The following is a 20,604-nucleotide window of genomic DNA, read 5'->3' as shown; positions in this document are numbered from 1 at the left end:
CTCTCGCGGACCCGATCCGGCGGCTGGCCCGCCGGTCCGTCGTGGACCGGTCGGGCCAGCCGTTGGCAACTAGTCGCCATGACTATTTCTTGCCGGGTGCGACATGATCGAGGCACCTCGGGGATTGATTACGTTGTCGCTGTGTTGACCGACGGCAATCGCTCATCCGGCGTATCCGCCCAGTTCATCCGTGTCGCCAGGGAGTTCCCGGACCGGGTGGCGCTGCGTTTCCTTTCCGGTGACGATACCGTCACCGAGCGAACGTACGCGCAACTGCTGGCCGAATGCGAACCCGTCGCGGCCGCCCTGGCCGCCCGCTTCTCCCCCGGCGACCGGGCCCTGCTCCTGCTGCCGCCGACCGGGCCGCAGTTCGTCGCCGCCTTCCTCGGCACCGTGCACGCCGGCCTCGTCGCGGTGCCGGTGCCGCTGCCGGCGTCCGGCCGGCTGAACCGTGCCGGCGACCGGCTCGCCGCCATCGTCGCCGACTGCGACCCGGCCGTCGCGCTGGTCGCCGACGCCACCGGCATCCCGGCCGGCACGCTGCCCGACGGGGTACGTGCCCTCGCGCTGGACGAGCTGCCGCCGGCCACCGCGACCGACCTGCCCGACCGCTCCCCCGACGACATCGCGTTCCTGCAGTACTCGTCGGGCTCGACCGGGACACCGAAGGCCGTCTGCAACACCCACGGCACGGTCCTGCACCAGGTCGGCCTGCTGACCGCGATGTGGGGAGCTCCGGAACCGGTCCACGTCGCCGGCTGGCTGCCGCTCTACCACGACATGGGCATGCTCCAGCAGGCGCTGCTGCCGCTGCTCACCGGCGGCACCACCACGATGATGAGCCCGGCCACCTTCGCCGCCGACCCGGGACGTTGGCTGCGCGCGGCCAGCACCTACCGGGCCAACTGGATCGCCGGGCCGGACTTCGGCTTCGCCCGGTGCGTCGAGGCCATTCCCGCCGACGAGGCCGCCACCCTCGACCTGTCCGCGATCCGGTACGTCGCCAACGGCGCCGAGCCGATCCGGGAGCAGACCGTACGCCGGTTCGCCGCGCACTTCGCCGCCGCCGGCCTGCCCGCCGAGGCGGTGACGCCCGCGTACGGGCTGGCCGAGGCGGTGCTCTGTGTGTCCAGCAGCCGGCGCCCGCGCGGCTTCCGGTCGGCCGACTTCGACCCGCGCGCGCTGGCCGAGGGCGTCGCCCGCGAGCCGGACGGCCCGGCCCGGCGGACGCTGGTGTCGTCCGGCAACTGGTTCCACGACCGCGAGGTGTCCATCGTGGACCCCCACACCGGCGCGGAACTGCCGGCGCGCGGCGTCGGCGAGATCTGGGTCAGCGGCCCCGGCCTGCCGACCGCGTACTGGGGCCGGCCGCAGGAGTCGGCCCGGACCTTCCAGGCGGTCCGCGCCGACGGACGCGGCCCCTGGCTGCGCACCGGCGACCTGGGCTTCCTCGACGAAGACGGCGAACTGTTCGTCTGCGGCCGGCTGCGCGACCTGATCATCGTGCACGGCGCCAACCACCACCCGAACGACCTGGAACGCACCGTCGAGCAGCGGGTCGACGCGGTCGCCGTCGGCGGGGCGTGCGCGGTGCAGCCCGACGACGGTGACGCGGTGCTGGTCTTCGCCGAGGTCGACCGGCACCTGCCCGACGCGGCGCTCGTAGAGATCGCCGCCGAGATCCGGGCCCAGATCCACGACCGGCACGAGATCGTGGTCGCCGAGGTGGCCCTGGTGCGCCGGATGGCGCTGCCGAAGACGACCTCCGGCAAGATCCGCCGGACCGCGACGGCGGCCGCCGACCGCGCCGGCCGGCTGCCGGTCCTCCACCGCGACGCCCTCACCACCGCCACGGACGCCCTCACCACCGCCACCGACCCCGCCAACCCGGGCGCCCACGCCACCGACGGCGCGGCCACCTCGTCCGCCGGCCCGGCCGGCTCCCCGGCCACCCAGGGCCACCCGCCGGTCACCGCCGACGCCGCGCCGGCCGCCGACCCCGCCGGCACGCTCGCCGTCGCGCACGAGACGCTGGGCGCGGTGCTGGGCCGCGACCGGGTGCCGATGGACACCGGCTTCGCCGAACTCGGGCTCGACTCCGTACGCGCCACCCGCTGGGCCGCCACCCTCGCCGACCGGACCGGCCGGCCGGTCCCGGTGTCGATACTCTTCCGCCATCCGACCCTGCGCCGGCTCGCCGCCGCGCTGGCCGGCGTCCCGGCCGCCCCCGCGGCACCGGTGCCGGCCACCGCGCCGCCCGGCACCGACGCGGTCGCGGTCGTCGGGGTCGGCGTACGCCTCGCCGGCGGCATCGACAGTCTCGACGCGCTCGGGGCGCTCCTGCACGCCGCCGGCAGCACGCTGCGCCCGCCGCCGCCGGCCCGGGCCGACGACGGTGTCCCGCTCACCCTGCCCGGCGGCTACCTCGACCGGGTCGACACCTTCGACGCGGAGTTCTTCGGCATCGGCGGCGCGCAGGCCCGGGCGATGGACCCGCAGCAGCGGCTGCTGCTCGAGGTCGCCTGGCACGCGGTCGAGGACGCCGGCCTGACCGCCCACCGGCTGCGCGGCACCCGGACCGGCGTCTTCGTCGGCCAGGGGCACCACGACTACGCCAGCCTCCCGCTGCGGATCGGCCGGCCCGACCTGATCCGGGCGATGCACGCCACCGGCAGCAGCATGAGCGCCACCGCCGGCCGGATCGCCCACCACCTCGGGCTGCGCGGCCCGGCCCTCACCGTCGACACCGCCTGCTCCGCCTCGCTGGTGGCCATCGACACCGCGCTGCGGCACCTCGCCGACGGCACCTGCGACCTCGCCCTGGCCGGCGGGGTGAACCTCGCCCTGTCGCCGGAGACCGAGCGGGCCCTCGCCGACGCCGGCATGCTGTCGCCGGCCGGCCGCTGCGCGACCCTGTCCGCCGACGCCGACGGGTACGGCCGCGGCGAGGGCGCCGCCGTCCTGGTCCTCAAGCCGCTGGCCGCCGCCCGGCGTGACGGCGACCGGATCCTCGCCGTGCTGCGTGGCAGCGCCGTCGCCCAGGACGGCGCCTCGTCCGGGCTGACCGTGCCCGACCCGGGCGCCCAGGCGGACGTGATCCGCGCCGCGCTCGCCGCCGCCGGCCTCGGTGCCGGCGACGTCGACGCGGTCGAACTGCACGGCACCGGTACGCCGCTGGGCGACCCGGTGGAGATCAGCGGGCTCGCCGAGGTCTTCGCCGGCCGGGACCGGCCGCTGCTCGTCGGCTCGGTCAAGACCAACCTCGGCCACCTGGAGGCCGCGGCCGGTGTCGCCGGGGTGCTGCGGGCCATCGTCGCCCTGCGCGACCAGGTCTGGCCGGGCAGCCCGACGTTCACCGCCGCCAACCCGCGGCTCGCCGGCACCGGCCTGGACTACCGGTTCCCGGCCGGCACCGAGACGGTCGACCCGGACCGGCCGCTGCGCCGGGTCGGGGTCAGCTCGTTCGGGTTCACCGGGACCATCGCCCACCTGGTGGTGGAGGCCGCACCGGCACCGGGCACCGCCGCACCGGCCACCGACGCCGGGCCGGACCCGGCCGGCTGGGTTCCGCTCGCCGGTGCCGACCCCGAGGCCGTACGCCTTCGGGCCGGCCGGCTCGCCGCCGCGCTGGAGGGGCTGGCCGCCGCCGACCGGGCCCGGCTGCTCGCCGGCTGGCGGCAGCGCCGCGACCACCTGCTGCCCTGGCGCGCCGTGCTCGACGCCACCGATCCGGCGACCCTGCCGGGGCGGCTCGCCAACCCGCCGGTGCCCGTACCGGCCCCGGCGCCGGGCCCGCTGGTGCTGCGGCTGCGCGACGGCGACCCGGTCGGCGCGCTGCTCGTCGGGCTGCGCCGCTGGCTGCCGGGTTGGGTCGCCCCGACCGGTGCCGGGCCCGACTGGCGGCAACTGCTCGACGTGCTGCACGCGCTGGGACTCGGCCCGGACCTGGTGCACGCCGACCCACGCTGGTACGCCGAGATCGGTGCCCACCCCGACGGCGTGCCGCCGCTGACCACCGAGGCACAGCCGGGGCTCGTGCTGGCCGTCGGCGCCGCTTCGTCCGATGTAGACGGCGTCGTGACGCTGGCGGTCGGCGACGGCGGGCGGGCCGGTGTCGCCGAGGCGTACCGGCGCGGCGCCCCGCTGGACTGGACCGTCTTCGACCCACCGGCCGGCGCCGACCCGCGCCTGCCGGCGTACCCGTTCACCGCGCACCGGCACTGGTATCCGGTGGAGCCGGCCGCCGCCGCGCCCGCCGCCGACCCGGCGGCACCGCTGACCCCGGACCGGATCCGGCACGACGTCGCCGAACTGATCGACCGTACGCCGGACAGCCTCGGCGCCGACGAGGACCTGGTCGCCGCCGGCCTCGACTCGGTACGCGTCATGGACCTGGCCGCCCGCTGGCGGCGGGCCGGCGCCGACGTGGCGTACGCCGACCTGCTCGCCCGCCCCACCCTGGCCGCCTGGTCACGGCGGCTGCTGGAGGCGCGCGACGAACCCGCCGCCGACCTTCCGGCCATCGTCGACGAGTACGCGCCGTTCGACCTCACCCCGGTCCAGCACGCGTACTGGGTCGGCCGCGACCCGGCCCAGCCGCTCGGCGGGGTCGGCTGCCACGTGTACGCCGAACTCGACGGCCACGGCCTCGACCCGGACCGGCTCGAACGGGCCGGGTACGCGCTGGCCGGCCGGCACGGCATGCTGCGGGCCCGGTTCGACGCCGACGGGCGGCAGCGGATCGCCACCGAGGCCGCCTGGCCCGGGGTGACCGTGCACGACCTGCGCGACCTGCCGGCCGGTGACGCCGGGGCGGCCCTGCTGGCGGTCCGCGACCGGCTGTCGCACCGGCTGCTCGACGTCGCCGCCGGCGAGGTCTTCGACCTGCGGGTGTCGCTGCTGCCCGGTGGCGGCACCCGGCTGCACGTCAACCTCGACCTGCTGGTCGCCGACGCGGCCAGCATCCAGATCGTGCTCGCCGACCTGGCCGCGCTCTACCACCGGCCGCAGGAGGCGCTGCCGGCGATCGGCACCAGCTTCGCCGCGTACCTGGCCACGTCCGGTGCCCGGGACCGGCGGCGGGACGAGGACCGCGGGTACTGGCGGGAGCGGCTGCCGGAGCTGCCGGCGCCGCCGCAGCTACCGCTGTCGGCGACGACGACCGACGGTGCGCCGCGCTTCGTCCGGCGGACCCGGCAGGTGTCGCCGGCGGCCTGGCGGTCGGTCGTCGGGCAGGCCCGGCGGCACGGCGTTACCCCGTCGATCGCGCTGGCGACCGCGTTCGCCGCCGTGCTCGGGGCGTGGAGCACCCAGCCACGGTTCCTGCTCAACCTGACCCTGTTCGACCGCGACGGCCGGCACCCGGACGTGGAACGGCTGGTCGCCGACTTCACCAGCCTGATCCTGCTCGACGTCGAGGTCGACCCGACGGCCGACTTCGCCGGGCGGGCCCGGACGGTCCAGGAGCGCTTCCGGGCCGACCTGGCGCACGCCGGCTACTCCGGCGTCGAGGTGCTGCGCGACCTGGCCCGCGAGCGGGGCCCGCAGGCGGCCAGCGCGCCGGTGGTGTTCACCAGCAACCTCGGCCGCGACCTGGTCGACGGCGACGTGCGCGACGCCTTCGGCGAGCTGGGCTGGACGGTGTCGCAGACCCCGCAGGTGTGGCTGGACCACCAGGTGATGGAGCACGCCGGTGGGGTGCTGCTCACCTGGGACGCGGTCGACGACCTCTTCCACGACGGGGTGCTGGACGCGATGTTCGGCGCGTACGGCCGCCTGGTGGACTGGCTGGCCGGCGCGGACTGGTCGGCGGTGCCGCCGGCGCTGGTCCCCGACGACCAGTTGGCGGTGCGGGCGGTGGTGAACGCCACCGACCACCCCATCTCCGGAAAACTCCTGCACGACGGCCTCTTCCACCACGCCGCCACCCGCCCCGACCACCTCGCCGTCACCGGACCCGACGGCACCCTCACCTACCAACAACTCGCCCAACAAGCCCTCCACATCGCCGGCTGGCTCGTCCACCACCACAACATCCAACCCGGCCAACCCGTCGCCATCACCCTCCCCAAAGGCCCCCACCAAATCGCCGCCGTCCTCGGCACCCTCACCGCCGGCGCCACCTACGTCCCCATCAACCCCCACCACCCCCACCACCGCAAACAACAAATCCACACCACCGCCGGCATCACCACCACCCTCGACACCACCACCATCACCCAAGCCCTCCACCACCCCAACCCACTAACAAAACCCACACCCATCCCCGACACCACACCCGCCTACATCATCTTCACCAGCGGATCCACCGGACAACCAAAAGGCGTCCAACTCACCCACCGCGCCACCCAAAACACCATCGAAGACATCAACCACCGCTACCAAACCACCCCCAACGACAACACCATCCAAATCAGCCAACTCGACTTCGACCTATCCGTCTACGACATCCTCGGCACCCTCACCGCCGGCGCCACCATCACCACCACCCCCGAAAACCAACACCCCGACCCCCACACCTGGGCCCACCTCATCCACCACCACAAAGTCACCATCTGGAACACCGTCCCCACCCTCCTCGACATCCTCCTCACCACCGCCCAACCCCACCAACTCACCACCCTCCGCCTCGCCCTCACCAGCGGCGACTGGATCCCCCTCGACCAACACCACCGCCTCACCACCAAAAACCCCAACACCCAACACATCGCCCTCGGCGGCGCCACCGAAGCCGCCATCTGGTCCAACCACCACCACATCACCCACATCCCCACCCACTGGACCTCCATCCCCTACGGCACCCCACTACGCAACCAGACCTACCGAATCACCGACCCACACGGAAACGACCGACCCAACTGGGTCCCCGGCGAACTCTGGATCGGCGGACAAGGACTCGCCACCGGCTACACAAACGACCCCGAACGCACCAACACCCAATTCCCCACCCACCACAACCAACGCTGGTACCGCACCGGAGACCAAGGCCGCTACTGGCCCGACGGCACCATCGAATTCCTCGGCCGCACCGACCACCAAATCAAACTCAACGGCCACCGCATCGAACTCGGCGACATCGAAACCCACCTCCACACCCACCCCCACATCCACCACGCCATCGCCACCACCACCAACCAACAACTCACCGCAGCGGTCACGGTCGACGACCCGGTGCCCGCGTCCGCCGGGGCCGCCGTCACCGCCGTGGGCGAGGTGCTGCTCGCCGTACCGCGGCCGTCCACCGTGGCCGGTGACACCGGCGCGGTCGAGACGGCGCTGACCGAACAGGGCCTGGTCCGGCTGCTCGACCTGCTCGACCCCGACGCCTTCGGCGCGCACACGCCGGTCGGGCCGGCGCTGGAGCGGTGGCGGATCGCCACGCCGATGCGCCCGCTGGTGCGGCGCTGGCTGGACTGGCTGGCCGACCGGGAGGTGCTGGCCGGCGCCGGGGACGGGTACGCCGCCGGTCCGCGGCTGGCCGCCGTACGCGCCGCCGCCGACACCGCCGGGCCGGAAAACGCCTCCGAGGGCGCCGCCGCGACCGGCGGCCGCGCACTGGCCGGCGTCGCCGACCGGCTGCGCGCCACCACCGGACGCCTGCTGGCGATCGTGCGGGGCGAACAGGAGGCGGCCGTACTGCTCGACGACCCGGTGCTCGCCCCGGAGGCGCTGGTCGACGCCCAACCGGCGACGGCCGCCGCGCTGGCCGCTCTCGCCGACCGGCTGGCCGCCGCCGCGGACCGGCTCGACCGGCCGCTGCGCGTCGCCGAGTTCGGCGGGCGCGGCGGGCGGACCGCCGCCCGGCTGCTCGCCGGCCTCGACCCGGCCCGCGTCGAGTACACCCTGTTCGACTCCTCCGCCGGACTGCTCGCCACCGCCCGCGAACACCTCGCCGGCCTGCCGCACCCGGTACGGCTGCACCGGCTCACCGGCACCGTCGACGAGTCGGCCCTGCACCGGTTCGACGTGGTCGTCGCCAACAACTCGCTGCACCGCGAGGCCGACCCGGCCGCGGCGCTGGCCATCGTGCGGCTGCTGCTGGCCCCCGGCGGCGTACTGGTCGCCCTGGAGGCGGCCACCCTGTCACCGCTGGCGCTGGTCACCGTCGCCGTACCCGAGCGGGGGTTCGCCGACCTCGACGGCATCCGGCGCGGGCAGCGTGATCCGCTGCTGTCCGCCGACCGGTGGCGCGACCTGCTCGCCGACGCCGGGTTCGCCCTGCCGGCAGTGGCCGGCACCGACGGGGGGCACCGGCCGGCGGAGGCCGGCACCGACCGGGGGAACCTGTGGCTGACCGCCGCCCGTCCCGCCGACGCGCCCGCCGTCGACCTGGCCGAGGTACGCCGCTGGCTTGCCGAACGGCTGCCGGCGTACCTGGTGCCGGCGCGGCTCGCGGCACTGCACCGGCTGCCGCTGTCGGCGAACGGCAAGGTGGACCGGGCCGCGGTACGCGACCTGCTCGCCGACGCCGCGCCGGACACCGCCGGCCCGAGCGACGCCCCGGACACTCCGGCCGAGCGGCTGCTCGCCGGCATCTGGAGCGAGTTGCTGGACGCCCCGGTCGGCCGGGACAGCGACTTCTTCCGGCTCGGCGGCGACAGCCTGCTCGCCACCCGGATGATGGCCCGGCTGCAGGCGGCCGGCGTGACCGGCGCCCGGCTGCCGGCCCTGTTCGCCGCCTCCCGGCTGGCCGACTTCGCCGCCACCCTCGAAGTGGCCGCCCCGGCGGAACGGCCGGCGGGCGCCCCGGAACCGGCGGCGGCGCTGGCCGCCGACGACGACGGCCGCCACGAGCCGTTCGAGCCGACCGACGTGCAGCGGGCCTACCTCTTCGGCCGCGGCGACCAGTTCGCGCTCGGCGGGGTCGGCACCCACTACTACACCGAGTTCGACGGCGTGGACGTCGACCTGGTACGGCTCGAGGAGGCGCTGGCCCGGCTGGTCGACCGGCACGACATGCTCCGGGTCGTCTTCGACGCCGACGGGCGGCAGCGGGTGCTGCGCGACGTACCCCGGCTCACGATCCCGGTGACCGACGGTGCCGGCGACGGCGGCGAGGCGCTGGCCGGGCTACGCGCGGACATGTCGCACCAGGTTCTCGACCCGGCCCGGTGGCCGCTGTTCGACCTGCGGGCCGTCCGGTACGGCGACCGGCGTACCCGGCTCGGGCTGAGCCTGGACAACCTGGTCCTCGACGGGCTGAGCATGCGGATCTTCTACACCGAGCTGGCCACCCTGTACGACGACCCGGACGCGGTGCTGCCGTCGGTCGGGGTGTCGTTCCGCGACTACCTGCTGGGCGCCGGGCCGAGCGCCGAGCAGGTCGCCCGGTCCCAGGACTACTGGCGCAACCGGGTCGTCGACCTGCCGCCCCCGCCGCAACTGCCGCTGCGGACCGACCCGGAGACGGTCACCCCGCGTTTCGTACGCCGGGAGGCGGCACTGTCGGCGGCGGACTGGCGTACGGTCACCGACCGGGCCCGCGAGTACGGCCTGACCCCGTCGGCGGTCCTGCTGACCTGCTACGCCGAGGTGCTCGCCGCGTGGAGCGCGAGCACCGAGCTGACCATCAACCTGACCCTGTTCGACCGGCGGGACGTGCACCCCGACATCAACCACGTGCTGGGTGACTTCACCTCGCTGCTGCTGTTGGCCAGCCGGCCGCGGCCGGGGCAGGGCTTCCTGGACCGGGCCCGCCGGTTGCAGGAGCAGATGTGGCGCGACCTGGAGCACCGGGACGTCTCCGCGGTCTGGGTGCTGCGCGAGCTCGGCCGGCTGGACGGCACCGGCCGGGCGAGCATGCCGGTGGTGTTCACCAGCGCGCTCGGCGTCGCCGACGAGGTCGCCGACCACACGCCGCGCCGGTTCCCCGAACGGGTCTGGGGCATCTCGCAGACGCCGCAGGTGTGGCTGGACCACCAGGTCTACGAGGACCACGGCGGGATCCGGTTCAGCTGGGACGCGGTGGAGGAACTCTTCCACGACGACGTGCTCGACGACATGTTCCGCGCCTATCGCGGGGTGCTGGCCCGGCTGGTCTTCGCCGACTGGACGGAGCCGACGCCGGGCCTGACCCCGGCCAGTCACCTGGCGGTGCGGGCGGTGGTGAACGCCACCGACCACCCCATCTCCGGAAAACTCCTGCACGACGGCCTCTTCCACCACGCCGCCACCCGCCCCGACCACCTCGCCGTCACCGGACCCGACGGCACCCTCACCTACCAACAACTCGCCCAACAAGCCCTCCACATCGCCGGCTGGCTCGTCCACCACCACAACATCCAACCCGGCCAACCCGTCGCCATCACCCTCCCCAAAGGCCCCCACCAAATCGCCGCCGTCCTCGGCACCCTCACCGCCGGCGCCACCTACGTCCCCATCAACCCCCACCACCCCCACCACCGCAAACAACAAATCCACACCACCGCCGGCATCACCACCACCCTCGACACCACCACCATCACCCAAGCCCTCCACCACCCCAACCCACTAACAAAACCCACACCCATCCCCGACACCACACCCGCCTACATCATCTTCACCAGCGGATCCACCGGACTACCAAAAGGCGTCCAACTCACCCACCGCGCCACCCAAAACACCATCGAAGACATCAACCACCGCTACCAAACCACCCCCAACGACAACACCATCCAAATCAGCCAACTCGACTTCGACCTATCCGTCTACGACATCCTCGGCACCCTCACCGCCGGCGCCACCATCACCACCACCCCCGAAAACCAACACCCCGACCCCCACACCTGGGCCCACCTCATCCACCACCACAAAGTCACCATCTGGAACACCGTCCCCACCCTCCTCGACATCCTCCTCACCACCGCCCAACCCCACCAACTCACCACCCTCCGCCTCGCCCTCACCAGCGGCGACTGGATCCCCCTCGACCAACACCACCGCCTCACCACCAAAAACCCCAACACCCAACACATCGCCCTCGGCGGCGCCACCGAAGCCGCCATCTGGTCCAACCACCACCACATCACCCACATCCCCACCCACTGGACCTCCATCCCCTACGGCACCCCACTACGCAACCAGACCTACCGAATCACCGACCCACACGGAAACGACCGACCCAACTGGGTCCCCGGCGAACTCTGGATCGGCGGACAAGGACTCGCCACCGGCTACACAAACGACCCCGAACGCACCAACACCCAATTCCCCACCCACCACAACCAACGCTGGTACCGCACCGGAGACCAAGGCCGCTACTGGCCCGACGGCACCATCGAATTCCTCGGCCGCACCGACCACCAAATCAAACTCAACGGCCACCGCATCGAACTCGGCGACATCGAAACCCACCTCCACACCCACCCCCACATCCACCACGCCATCGCCACCACCACCAACCAACAACTCACCGCAGCGGTCGTACCGAAGGAACCCGATCTCGACCCCGACGAGATCCGGGCCTACCTGGCGCGGCGACTGCCGGCCTACCTGGTGCCGGACCGGATCGTCGTGCTCGACGCCCTGCCGCTGACCCCGAACGGCAAGGTCGACCGGGCCGCCGTGGCCCGGCTCGCCCGGGTCGACGCCACCGGTGCCGACCAGGACCCGCCCCGCGGGCCGGTGGAGACCGAACTGGCCCGGATGTGGTCGGAACTGCTCGACCTGCCCTCGGTCGGCCGGCAGCAGAGCTTCTTCGCCCTGGGCGGCAGCTCGCTGACGGCGACCGGCCTGGTCGAGGAGATCCGGCGCCGCTTCGCCGTACGGCTGTCGCTGCGCGAGCTGTACGCGTCACCGACCATCGCCGGCCTGGCCGACCTCATCGACGAAGAGGTCGTCGCGGAACTCGAAGAAGGAACGCTGTGAACAACGACCCCGACATCCGTGCCCTGGTCATCGAACTGGAACGGGCCGGCGTGCAGCTCTGGGCCGAGGACGGCAGGCTGCGCTTCCGGGCGCCGAAGGGCGCGCTGAGCGCCGAGCGGATGACACAGCTCCGGGAGCACCGGGAAGCGCTGATGCGGCACTTCGACGGCACCGCCGGCGGGCTGGTCACCGACCCCGCGAACCGGCACGAGCCGTTCCCGCTCACCGACGTGCAGTCGGCGTACCTGCTCGGCCGGCACGACGCGTTCGCGTACGGCGGGGTCGCCTGCCACGGCTACTTCGAGGTGGCGTTCACCGGGCTCGACCCGGACCGGCTGGAACGTGCCTGGCAGCGGCTCGTCGACCGGCACGAGATGCTGCGCGCGGTCGTCGACGCCGACGGGCACCAGCAGATCCTGCCCGGGCCGCAGGCGTACCGGGTCGACGTCACCGACCTGCGCGGCGCGGACCCGGACACGGTCGCGGCGGCCCGGGCGGCGGTCCGCGCCGAGCTGTCCCACAAGGTGTACGACCCGCGCACCTGGCCGATGTTCGGGCTGCGGGTCACCCGCGCCGACGACCGCGACCTGCTGCACTTCTCGATCGACCTGCTGATCGCCGACTACGCCAGCATCCAACTGCTGATCGCCGAACTCGACCAGCTCTACCTGGACCCGAACGCGGCGCTGCCGCCGCTGGACATCAGCTTCCGGGACTACCTGCTGACCGAGCGGACGACCCGCGACTCGGCGGGCTACGAGGCGGACCGGGCCTGGTGGGACGCCCGGCTGGACGACCTGCCGGCCGGCCCGGAGCTGCCCACGGTCGCCGCGCCAGCCGCCGGGGCGCCCCGGTTCCGGCGCTGGCAGACCGCCCTGGACCCGGCGCGCTGGGCGGCGCTGCGCGACCTCGCCGCCGGCCGCAAGCTGACCCCGACCGGGGCGCTGCTGGCCGCGTACGCGGAGGTGATCGGGGCGTGGAGCCGACGGTCCCGGTTCACGCTGAACCTGACCCTGCTCAACCGCCCGCCGTCGCACCCGCAGATCGCCCGGCTGGTCGGCGACTTCACCTCGGTGACCCTGCTGACCGCCGGCCCCGACCCGGACGAGCCGGCGGCCACCCGCTTCGCCGACCGGGCCACCGGTCTGCAACGGCGGCTGTGGGAGAACATCGACCACCGGCGGTTCTCCGGGGTCGAGGTGCTGCGCGCGCTCGGCCGGCGCCGCGGCCCGGACGCGGCCCTGATGCCGGTGGTGTTCACCAGCACGGTCGGGCTGACCGAGGGCGGCACCGGCACCGGGTTCACCGGCACCGGCGAGCTGGTGTTCGGGGTCAGCCAGACCCCGCAGGTGTGGATCGACTGCCAGGTGATGGAACACCACGGCGAGCTGCGGATCAGTTGGGACGTACGCGAGGGGGTGTTCCCCGACGGGCTCGTCGACGCGATGTTCGAGGCGTACGCCGACCTGGTCGGGCGGCTCGCGGACGGGTCGGCGGCCTGGGACCAGGTCGGGCCGGTGCCGCTGCCGGCCGCGCAGGCGCTGCGCCGGGCCGCGGTCAACGACACCGCCGCCGACCTGCCGGTGGGGCTGCTGCACGAGCCGGTGTTCGCCCAGGCGGCCCGTACGCCGCAGCGGGTGGCGGTGGTCGCGGACGGCCGGGCGCTGACGTACGCCGAGCTGGCCGGCCGGGCCGCGGAGGTGGCCGGGTGGCTGCGGTCCGCCGGGTGCCGGCCGGCGGATCCGGTTGCGGTCGTCATGGACAAGGGCTGGGAGCAGGTCGTCGGGGTGCTCGGCGTGCTGCTGGCCGGCGGCGTCTACGTGCCGGTGGACACCAACCAGCCGCCGGCGCGGCGGGACCTGATGCTGTCGACCGCCGGGATCCGGCTGGTGCTGACCCAGTCGTGGCTGGACCGTCCGGACGCCAAGACGCTCGACGTCGACACGCTTTCCGGCGGGCCGGCACCGGAGGCCGCCGACGTGGTCCCGGCCGGGGTCGGCCGCGACGACGCGGCGTACGTCATCTTCACCTCCGGCTCGACCGGCACGCCGAAGGGGGTGGTGGTCAGCCACGCCGCGGCGGCGAACACGGTCGCCGACGTCAACGCCCGGTTCGGGGTCGGCGCCGACGACCGGGTCCTCGGTCTGGCCAGTCTCGGCTTCGACCTGTCGGTGTACGACATCTTCGGCCCGCTGGCCGCCGGCGGGGCGGTGGTGCTGCCGGCCGCGGACCGGCGCGGCGACCCGTCGCACTGGGCGGAGCTGGTCGCCACCCGTGGGGTCACGGTCTGGAACTCGGTGCCGGCGCAGTTGCAGATGCTGCACGACTACCTCGCCGGGGCGCCGGACGGTGAGGGGCGTCCGGCGGTGACCGGGCTGCGGCTGGCGCTGCTGTCCGGTGACTGGATCCCGGTCGCGCTGCCGGACGCGGTCCGCCGGCAGGTGCCCGGACTGCGGGTGGTCAGCCTCGGCGGGGCGACGGAGGCGGCGATCTGGTCGATCCACCACCCGGTCGAGGCCGTCGACCCGGCGTGGCCGAGCATCCCGTACGGCCGGCCGCTGGCCAACCAGAGCTTCCACGTGCTCGACGGGGCGATGCGGCCCCGGCCGGACTGGGTCCCCGGCGAGCTGTACATCGGTGGTGCCGGGCTGGCGCTGGGCTATCTCGGCGACCCGGCGCGCACCGCCGAGCGGTTCGTCACCGATCCGGTGACCGGGCAGCGGCTCTACCGCACCGGCGACATCGGCCGCTACCACCCGGACGGGACGATCGAGTTCCTCGGCCGGGAGGACTCCCAGGTCAAGATCAAGGGGCACCGGATCGAACTCGCCGAGGTCGACGCGGCCCTGTCGACGTACCCGGCGATCGGGGCGGCGGCGACCGTCGTCGACGGCACCGGGCCGCTCGACCGGCGGCTGGTCGCCTTCGCCGAGCCCCGGCACCGGCCCGCGCCGCCGGAGGTGGCGGAGGCGACCGCCCGGGTCGCCGACGCGGCCGGCCGGGCGGCCGGCGCGCTGGCCCGCGAGGTCGACGGTACGGCGGTCCGGCAGGTCGTCGACGCGCTGGACCGGGCGGCGCTGCACGCGATGCGGGACGCGCTGCGCCGGGCCGGCGACCTGTTCACCGACCCGGCGGCGGTGCACGGGCTGGCCGACGTGCTGGCGGCGGCCCGGGTCGCGCCCCGGCACCACCGGCTGGTCCGCCGGTGGCTGGCGGCGCTGACCGCGCACGGGCTGCTGGACGCCGTGCCGGGCGGCTGGCGGCTCGGCACGGCCGGGGCGGCGCCCGCCGGCGGCGAGGCGCCGGACTGGGACCGGATCGAGGCGCTGGCGACCGCGCACGGCCACGGCGCCGAGCTGATCCGCTACCTGCGCACCAGTGCCCGGCACCTGCCCGAGCTGCTGCGCGACGAACTCGACCCGCTGGCCCTTCTGTTCCCTGAGGGCAACCTGGACGTGGCCCAGGCCGCCTACCGGGACAACCTGATCAGCCGGTACGTCAACACCGGGCTGGCCGCCGCGCTGCGGGCGATCGCCGCCGCGCAGCCGGCCGGGCGGCCGCTGTCGGTGCTGGAGATCGGCGCCGGGGTCGGCGGCACCACCAGCGACCTGATCGACGCCGTCGACGGGCACCTGGTCGACTACCTGTTCACCGACGTGTCGCCGTTCTTCCTCGCCGAGGCGCGGACCCGGTTCGCCGACCACCCGTGGCTGCGGTACGGCCTGTTCGACCTCAACGCCGACCCGCGCGACCAGGGCTACGAGCCGCACTCGTTCGACGTGCTGGTCTGCGCGAACGTGCTGCACAACTCCACCCACGCCGGTGAGGTGCTGGAGCGGATCACCGAACTGGTCCGGCCCGGCGGCTGGCTGCTGTTCATCGAGGCGACCCGGGACAACTACCCGCTGATGGCGTCGATGGAGTTCAAGGAGGGGCTGACCGACTTCACCGACGAGCGGGCCGCCGCCGACCGGACGTTCCACACCGGACAGTCGTGGCGGGACCTGGTCGCCGGGATCGACGCCGAGCTGGCGTTCTGCCTGCCCGCCGACGACGAGCCGCTGTCCGCGGTCGGCCAGCACGCGTTCGGCGTACGGGTCAAGCCGCACCGCGACCCGGTCGACCCGGACGGCCTGGACGCCCACCTGCGGGCCCGGCTGCCCGGCTACATGCTGCCGGCCCGGGTCTGCACCGTCGACGCGCTGCCGCTGACCGGCAACGGCAAGGTCGACCGGGCGGCGCTGGCCGGCCGGCTGGCGGCCCCGGCCCGGTCCGGCGGCGACGACGGCCCGCTCGACGAGCCGCGCACCGACCTGGAGCGGCGGCTCGCCGACCTGTGGGCCGAGCTGCTCGGCACCGCGCGGATCGGGCGGGACGTCGACTTCTACACCCTGGGCGGCGACTCGCTGCTGCTGTCCAAGCTGGTCGGGATGGTCCGCGACCGGGTGCCGGAGGCCGCCGGTCACACCTGGGACCAGCTCCTGCGGCAGATGCTGCGGACCCCGACGGTCGGCGGTCTCGCGGACTGGCTCGGCGCGGCCGACGGCTCCGGGCCGGTGACCGCCACCGACCGGCAGTCGCCGCTGGTGCCGCTGGCCGCCGGCACCGACGCCGACGCGCCGGTCCGGGTCCTGGTCCACGACGGCAGCGGCACGCTGGCGCCGTACCGGGCCGTGGTGCCGCTGCTGCCCGGCCCGGGCGCGGTGTACGGGCTGGCGATCGCCGACATCGAGAGCTACCTGCGGCACGACCCGGCATCCCTGATCGGCCGGCTCGCCGGGGAGTACCGGCAGGCGCTGGCGGCGACCGGCCGGACCCGGTTCGAGGTGATCGGCTACTGCCTCGGTGGCCTGCTCGCCACCGAACTGGCCCGGCAGCTCACCGAGAGCGGGGCGGAGGTGACCGGGTTGCGGGTGGTCAGCAGCTACCGGGTTCCGTACACCGTCGAGGACGACCTGGTCGCCGAATGGGCCTTCGCGCAGCTCATCGGCGTCGACCCGGCGGTGCTCGGCTATCCCGACGACGAGACCGTGCTGGCCCGGGCGCTGTCGACGGTGCTCGCCGCGACGCCGGGCCGGATTCCGACGGGCGCGTTCGCGGCGCTGGACGGCGATCCGGCGCTGCGGTCGGTCGGTTCCCGGTTCCGCCAGCTCGCCGACCGCTCCCCCGCCGACCGGCTCGCCGCGCTGGCCGCGGCGGCGCCGAACGGACCCGACGGCGACGAACCGCTCGGCACCGTCGGCACCGCCGCCCGGGTGTTCCGGCAGAGCCTCGACGCGGCCAGCCGGCACCGCGCCGACCCGTACGCCGGGGACATCACGTTCCTGCGCCAGAACAGCGAGATCCACTTCCTGCCCGGGCTGGGTGCCGACATGACCGCGTACTGGCACGACATCTGCCTCGGCGAGCTGCGGGTCGTCGACATCCCCGGCGACCACTTCACCTGCCTGCAACCGCCGTACGCGGCGCGGGCCGCCACCCAGCTCGGCGGGACGGTGGCGCCGTGCTGACCGTCGGGGTGCTCGGCGCGAGCGGGGCGGTCGGCCGGCAGGTCGCGCACCTCCTGGCCGGAGCCGGGGTCACGGTCCGGCTGGGCGCCCGCGCCGGGGTGCCCGACGCGCCGGCCGGGGCCGAGGTGGTGGCCGTCGACGTCACCGCCCCGGCGGCGTTGCGCGCCTTCTGCGCCGGCTGCCACCTGGTGGTCAACTGTGCCGGGCCGTCGTACCGGCTCAGCCCGCGGGTCGCCGCCGCCGCGGTCGCCGCCGGTGCGGCGTACGTCGACGCCGGTGGCGACGACCTGCTGCGCGACCGACTGTCGTTCGCCCCGGTGCCGGTGGTGCTCGGCGCCGGGCAGAGCCCCGGCCTGTCCGGGCTGCTGCCGCGCTGGCTGCGGGGCACCGGCGGCGGGCCGGTCGGATCGCTGCGGGCCTGGTTCGGCGGCCTCGACCGGTTCAGCCCGGCGGCCGCCGCCGACATGGTGGCCAGCCTGCACGACGGCTACGGCGAGGCGATGGCCGGCTGGCGGGACGGGGCGGCGGCGCCGCGTACGGTCGAGCCGCTGCTCGACGTGAGCCTGCCGCCGTTCCCCGGCCGGGTGACGGCGTACCCGTTCCTGACCGGCGAGGCCCGCCGGCTCGCCGTCGAACTCGGCGTACGCGACGGCGCGTGGTTCAACGTCTTCGCCGGCCGGCAGACCCTGGCGGTGCTCAACCGGCTGCGGGCCGGGACGGTCGGCGACCCCGCCGGGTCCGACGCGGCCGGCCGGCTGGTCCGGGCCGCCGAGGTCGACCTGGCCGGGCAGCGCCCCTACCAGCTGATGGTCGTCGAGATCACCGACGACCGGGGGACGCGGACGCTGACCCTGCGCGCCGACGACGGCTACCGGCTCACCGCGACGGTCGCGGTCGAGGCCGCCGCGGCGGTGCTGGCCGGCACCGTACCGCCGGGTGCGTGGCTCGCCGCCGATTTGCTGGACCCGGCGGTGGTGGTGGAGCGGCTGCGCCGCGACGCGGCGTGCACCGTGTTCGAGGTGACCGACGGGCCGCGCGCCGCAGCGGTCGAGGAGGGAGTGCTGTGACCCGGCGGCTGCGGTTCGTGGTGTGCGGCACCACCTTCGGGCGGGTCCACCTGGCCGCCCTGCGCGACGGCCCCGCGTGGGGCGAACTGGTCGGGGTGCTGGCCCGGGGCAGCGCCCGCTCGGCGGCCTGCGCGCGGGAGTACGGCGTGCCGCTGTACACGTCGGTCGACGAGTTGCCGGACGCCGTCGACGCGGCCTGCGTGGCGGTCCGGGCCGGGGTGGCCGGCGGTACCGGCAGTGAACTCGCCGCCGCCCTGCTCGACCGGGGCGTCCACGTGCTCCAGGAGCACCCGGTGCACCACGACGAACTCGCCGACTGCCTGCGGCGGGCCCGCCGCAACAAGGTGCTGTACCGGCTGAACGACCACTATCCGCAGCTCGCCCCGGTCCGGGCGTTCCTGCGGGCCGCGGCGGTGCTGCGCCGGCACGGCCCGCCCCGGTACGTCGAGGCGGCCACCAGCATCCAGGTCGCGTTCGCCCTGGTCGACATCCTGTCCCGGGCCCTGCCGGCGATGCGGCCGTGGGCGGTGGCCGAGCCGGCGGCGTGGCCGGAGCAGATGACCGGTCTGCTCGACGCGGCCCCGCCGCTGCGCGGGGTCGACGCGGTGCTCGGCGGGGTGCCGGTCGGCATCCGGGTGCACAACCAGCTCGACCCGCACGACCCGGACAACCACGCCCACCTGATGCACCGGATCTCGGTCACCACCGACGCCGGGACGCTGACCCTGGCCGACACGCACGGGCCGGTGCTGTGGAGCCCCCGGCTGCACGTGACCGGCGCGGGCGCGAACGGCGACGGTCCGGCCGACGGCGCCGGCCCGGCCGGTGACCCGTACCTGGCCCGGCCGAGCACGGCGGTGCTGCCGGGCACCGAGCCGGTCGACTACGCCGACGTGCTGCGTGACCTGTGGCCGGCGGCGATGGCCCGCACGATGGCGGAGTTCGCGGCCGCGGTCACCGCCGGCGAGGACCCGATGCGGCTCGGGCAGTCGCACCTGACGGTGTGCCGGGTGTGGCAGGAACTGACCGGCCGGCTGGGGCAGCCGGAGCTGATCGTGGGCAGCCCGCCGCCACCGGTCGGCGTCGCCGACCTGACCGGCCTCGACCCGGCCGACGGGCCGGCCCCGGGCGACGGACCGGTCCCGATCGGCGCACCGGCCCCGGTCGGCGCGGCGACCGGTCCGGCCGGCGCGGGCGCCGGGGCCGGCGCGGCGGTCCCGAGGCAGCGGGGCACGGAGCCGGCGGTGGCCCGGTGAGGGCGGCCACGGCCGGCGACACGACCTGGCTGCGGCGGTACCGGCCGGTCCCGCACGCCGAGACGCGCCTGGTCTGCCTGCCGCACGCCGGCGGCGGCGCAAGCTCGTTCCGGCGCTGGCCGGCCCGGCTGCCGGCGCACCTGGAACTGCACGCGGTGCAGTACCCCGGCCGCGAGGACCGGCTCACCGACAGTTGCGTCACCGACTTCGCCCGGCTCGCCGACCTGGTCACCGACGCGCTCACCCCGTTGCTCGACCGACCCCTGGCGCTTTTCGGGCACAGCATGGGCGCGGCGCTGGGCCACGAGGTCGCCGCACGGCTGGCCCGGCGCGGCTTCACCCCGGCGCACCTGTTCGTCTCCGGCCTGCCCGCGCCGTGCCACCACCGGCCGGGCACCGTGCACCTCGGCGACGACGAGGCGCTGGTCGCCGAACTGCGCCGGCTCGGCGGCACCGACGACCGGGCGCTGGACGACCCCGAACTGCGCGCGGTCGTGCTGCCGTCGGTACGCGCCGACTACCGGGCCTTCGAGACGCACCGGCCGGCGCTGGTGCCGCCGCTGGGCTGCCCGGTGACCGGGCTGGTCGGGGTGGCCGACCCCACCGCGTCACCGGCCGAGGTGCGGGACTGGGCGCACCACACCCGGGCCGCCTTCGCACTGCGTACGTATCCCGGGGCGCACTTCTACCTGGACGACGTCCACGAGACGGTGGTCGCCGACGTGGTGGCCGCGCTCGGCCCGGCCCGCCGGGTCAGCGACCTGCCCTGACCAGCCGTCCGATGTCCACTGTCGTGATTGGACCGTACCGGGTGGGATCGGTACGGTTCGTCACGGGCTGAGCATGGCGAGCACCACACACCGCTCCCCCGACCGGTGCCGGGTGTGCAAGCATCGATCGGCGTTGCGCGAGCGCGCGTAGGCGGGT

Annotated in this window: 5 protein-coding genes; all 5 read left to right on the top strand. The window is 74.9% G+C overall.

The annotated features are described in order from the left end of the window. Window positions 1-144 precede the first annotated feature (144 nt). The 5 genes from AB0M79_RS23320 to AB0M79_RS23300 are packed head-to-tail and all read left to right on the top strand — an operon-like array spanning window position 145 to window position 20,447. Window positions 145-11,844, top strand: a complete 11,700-nt coding sequence (locus AB0M79_RS23320) for an amino acid adenylation domain-containing protein (protein ID WP_364217296.1) — start codon at window positions 145-147, stop codon at window positions 11,842-11,844. Further along, the gene (locus AB0M79_RS23315; protein WP_364217294.1) at window positions 11,841-17,354 is read left to right on the top strand and encodes an amino acid adenylation domain-containing protein; all 5,514 of its coding nucleotides are present in this window, start codon (window positions 11,841-11,843) and stop codon (window positions 17,352-17,354) included. The genes AB0M79_RS23320 and AB0M79_RS23315 overlap by 4 nt, the downstream gene beginning before the upstream one ends. Further along, the gene (locus AB0M79_RS23310; protein ID WP_364217292.1) at window positions 17,348-18,421 is read left to right on the top strand and encodes a saccharopine dehydrogenase NADP-binding domain-containing protein; all 1,074 of its coding nucleotides are present in this window, start codon (window positions 17,348-17,350) and stop codon (window positions 18,419-18,421) included. The genes AB0M79_RS23315 and AB0M79_RS23310 overlap by 7 nt, the downstream gene beginning before the upstream one ends. After that, complete coding sequence (locus AB0M79_RS23305; protein ID WP_364217290.1) at window positions 18,418-19,677, top strand: Gfo/Idh/MocA family oxidoreductase; 1,260 nt, start codon at window positions 18,418-18,420, stop codon at window positions 19,675-19,677. Before AB0M79_RS23310 ends, AB0M79_RS23305 begins: the two co-directional genes overlap by 4 nt. Then, window positions 19,674-20,447: a thioesterase domain-containing protein gene (locus tag AB0M79_RS23300; protein ID WP_364217288.1), complete on the top strand. Its 774-nt coding sequence runs from the start codon at window positions 19,674-19,676 to the stop codon at window positions 20,445-20,447. The genes AB0M79_RS23305 and AB0M79_RS23300 overlap by 4 nt, the downstream gene beginning before the upstream one ends. Window positions 20,448-20,604 lie beyond the last annotated feature (157 nt).

The organism is Polymorphospora sp. NPDC051019 (assembly GCF_040683055.1).
GTDB lineage: Bacteria > Actinomycetota > Actinomycetes > Mycobacteriales > Micromonosporaceae > Polymorphospora > Polymorphospora lycopeni.
Note: the sequence above shows the minus strand (reverse complement) of the source record. Positions and strands in the feature narration are given on the sequence as shown.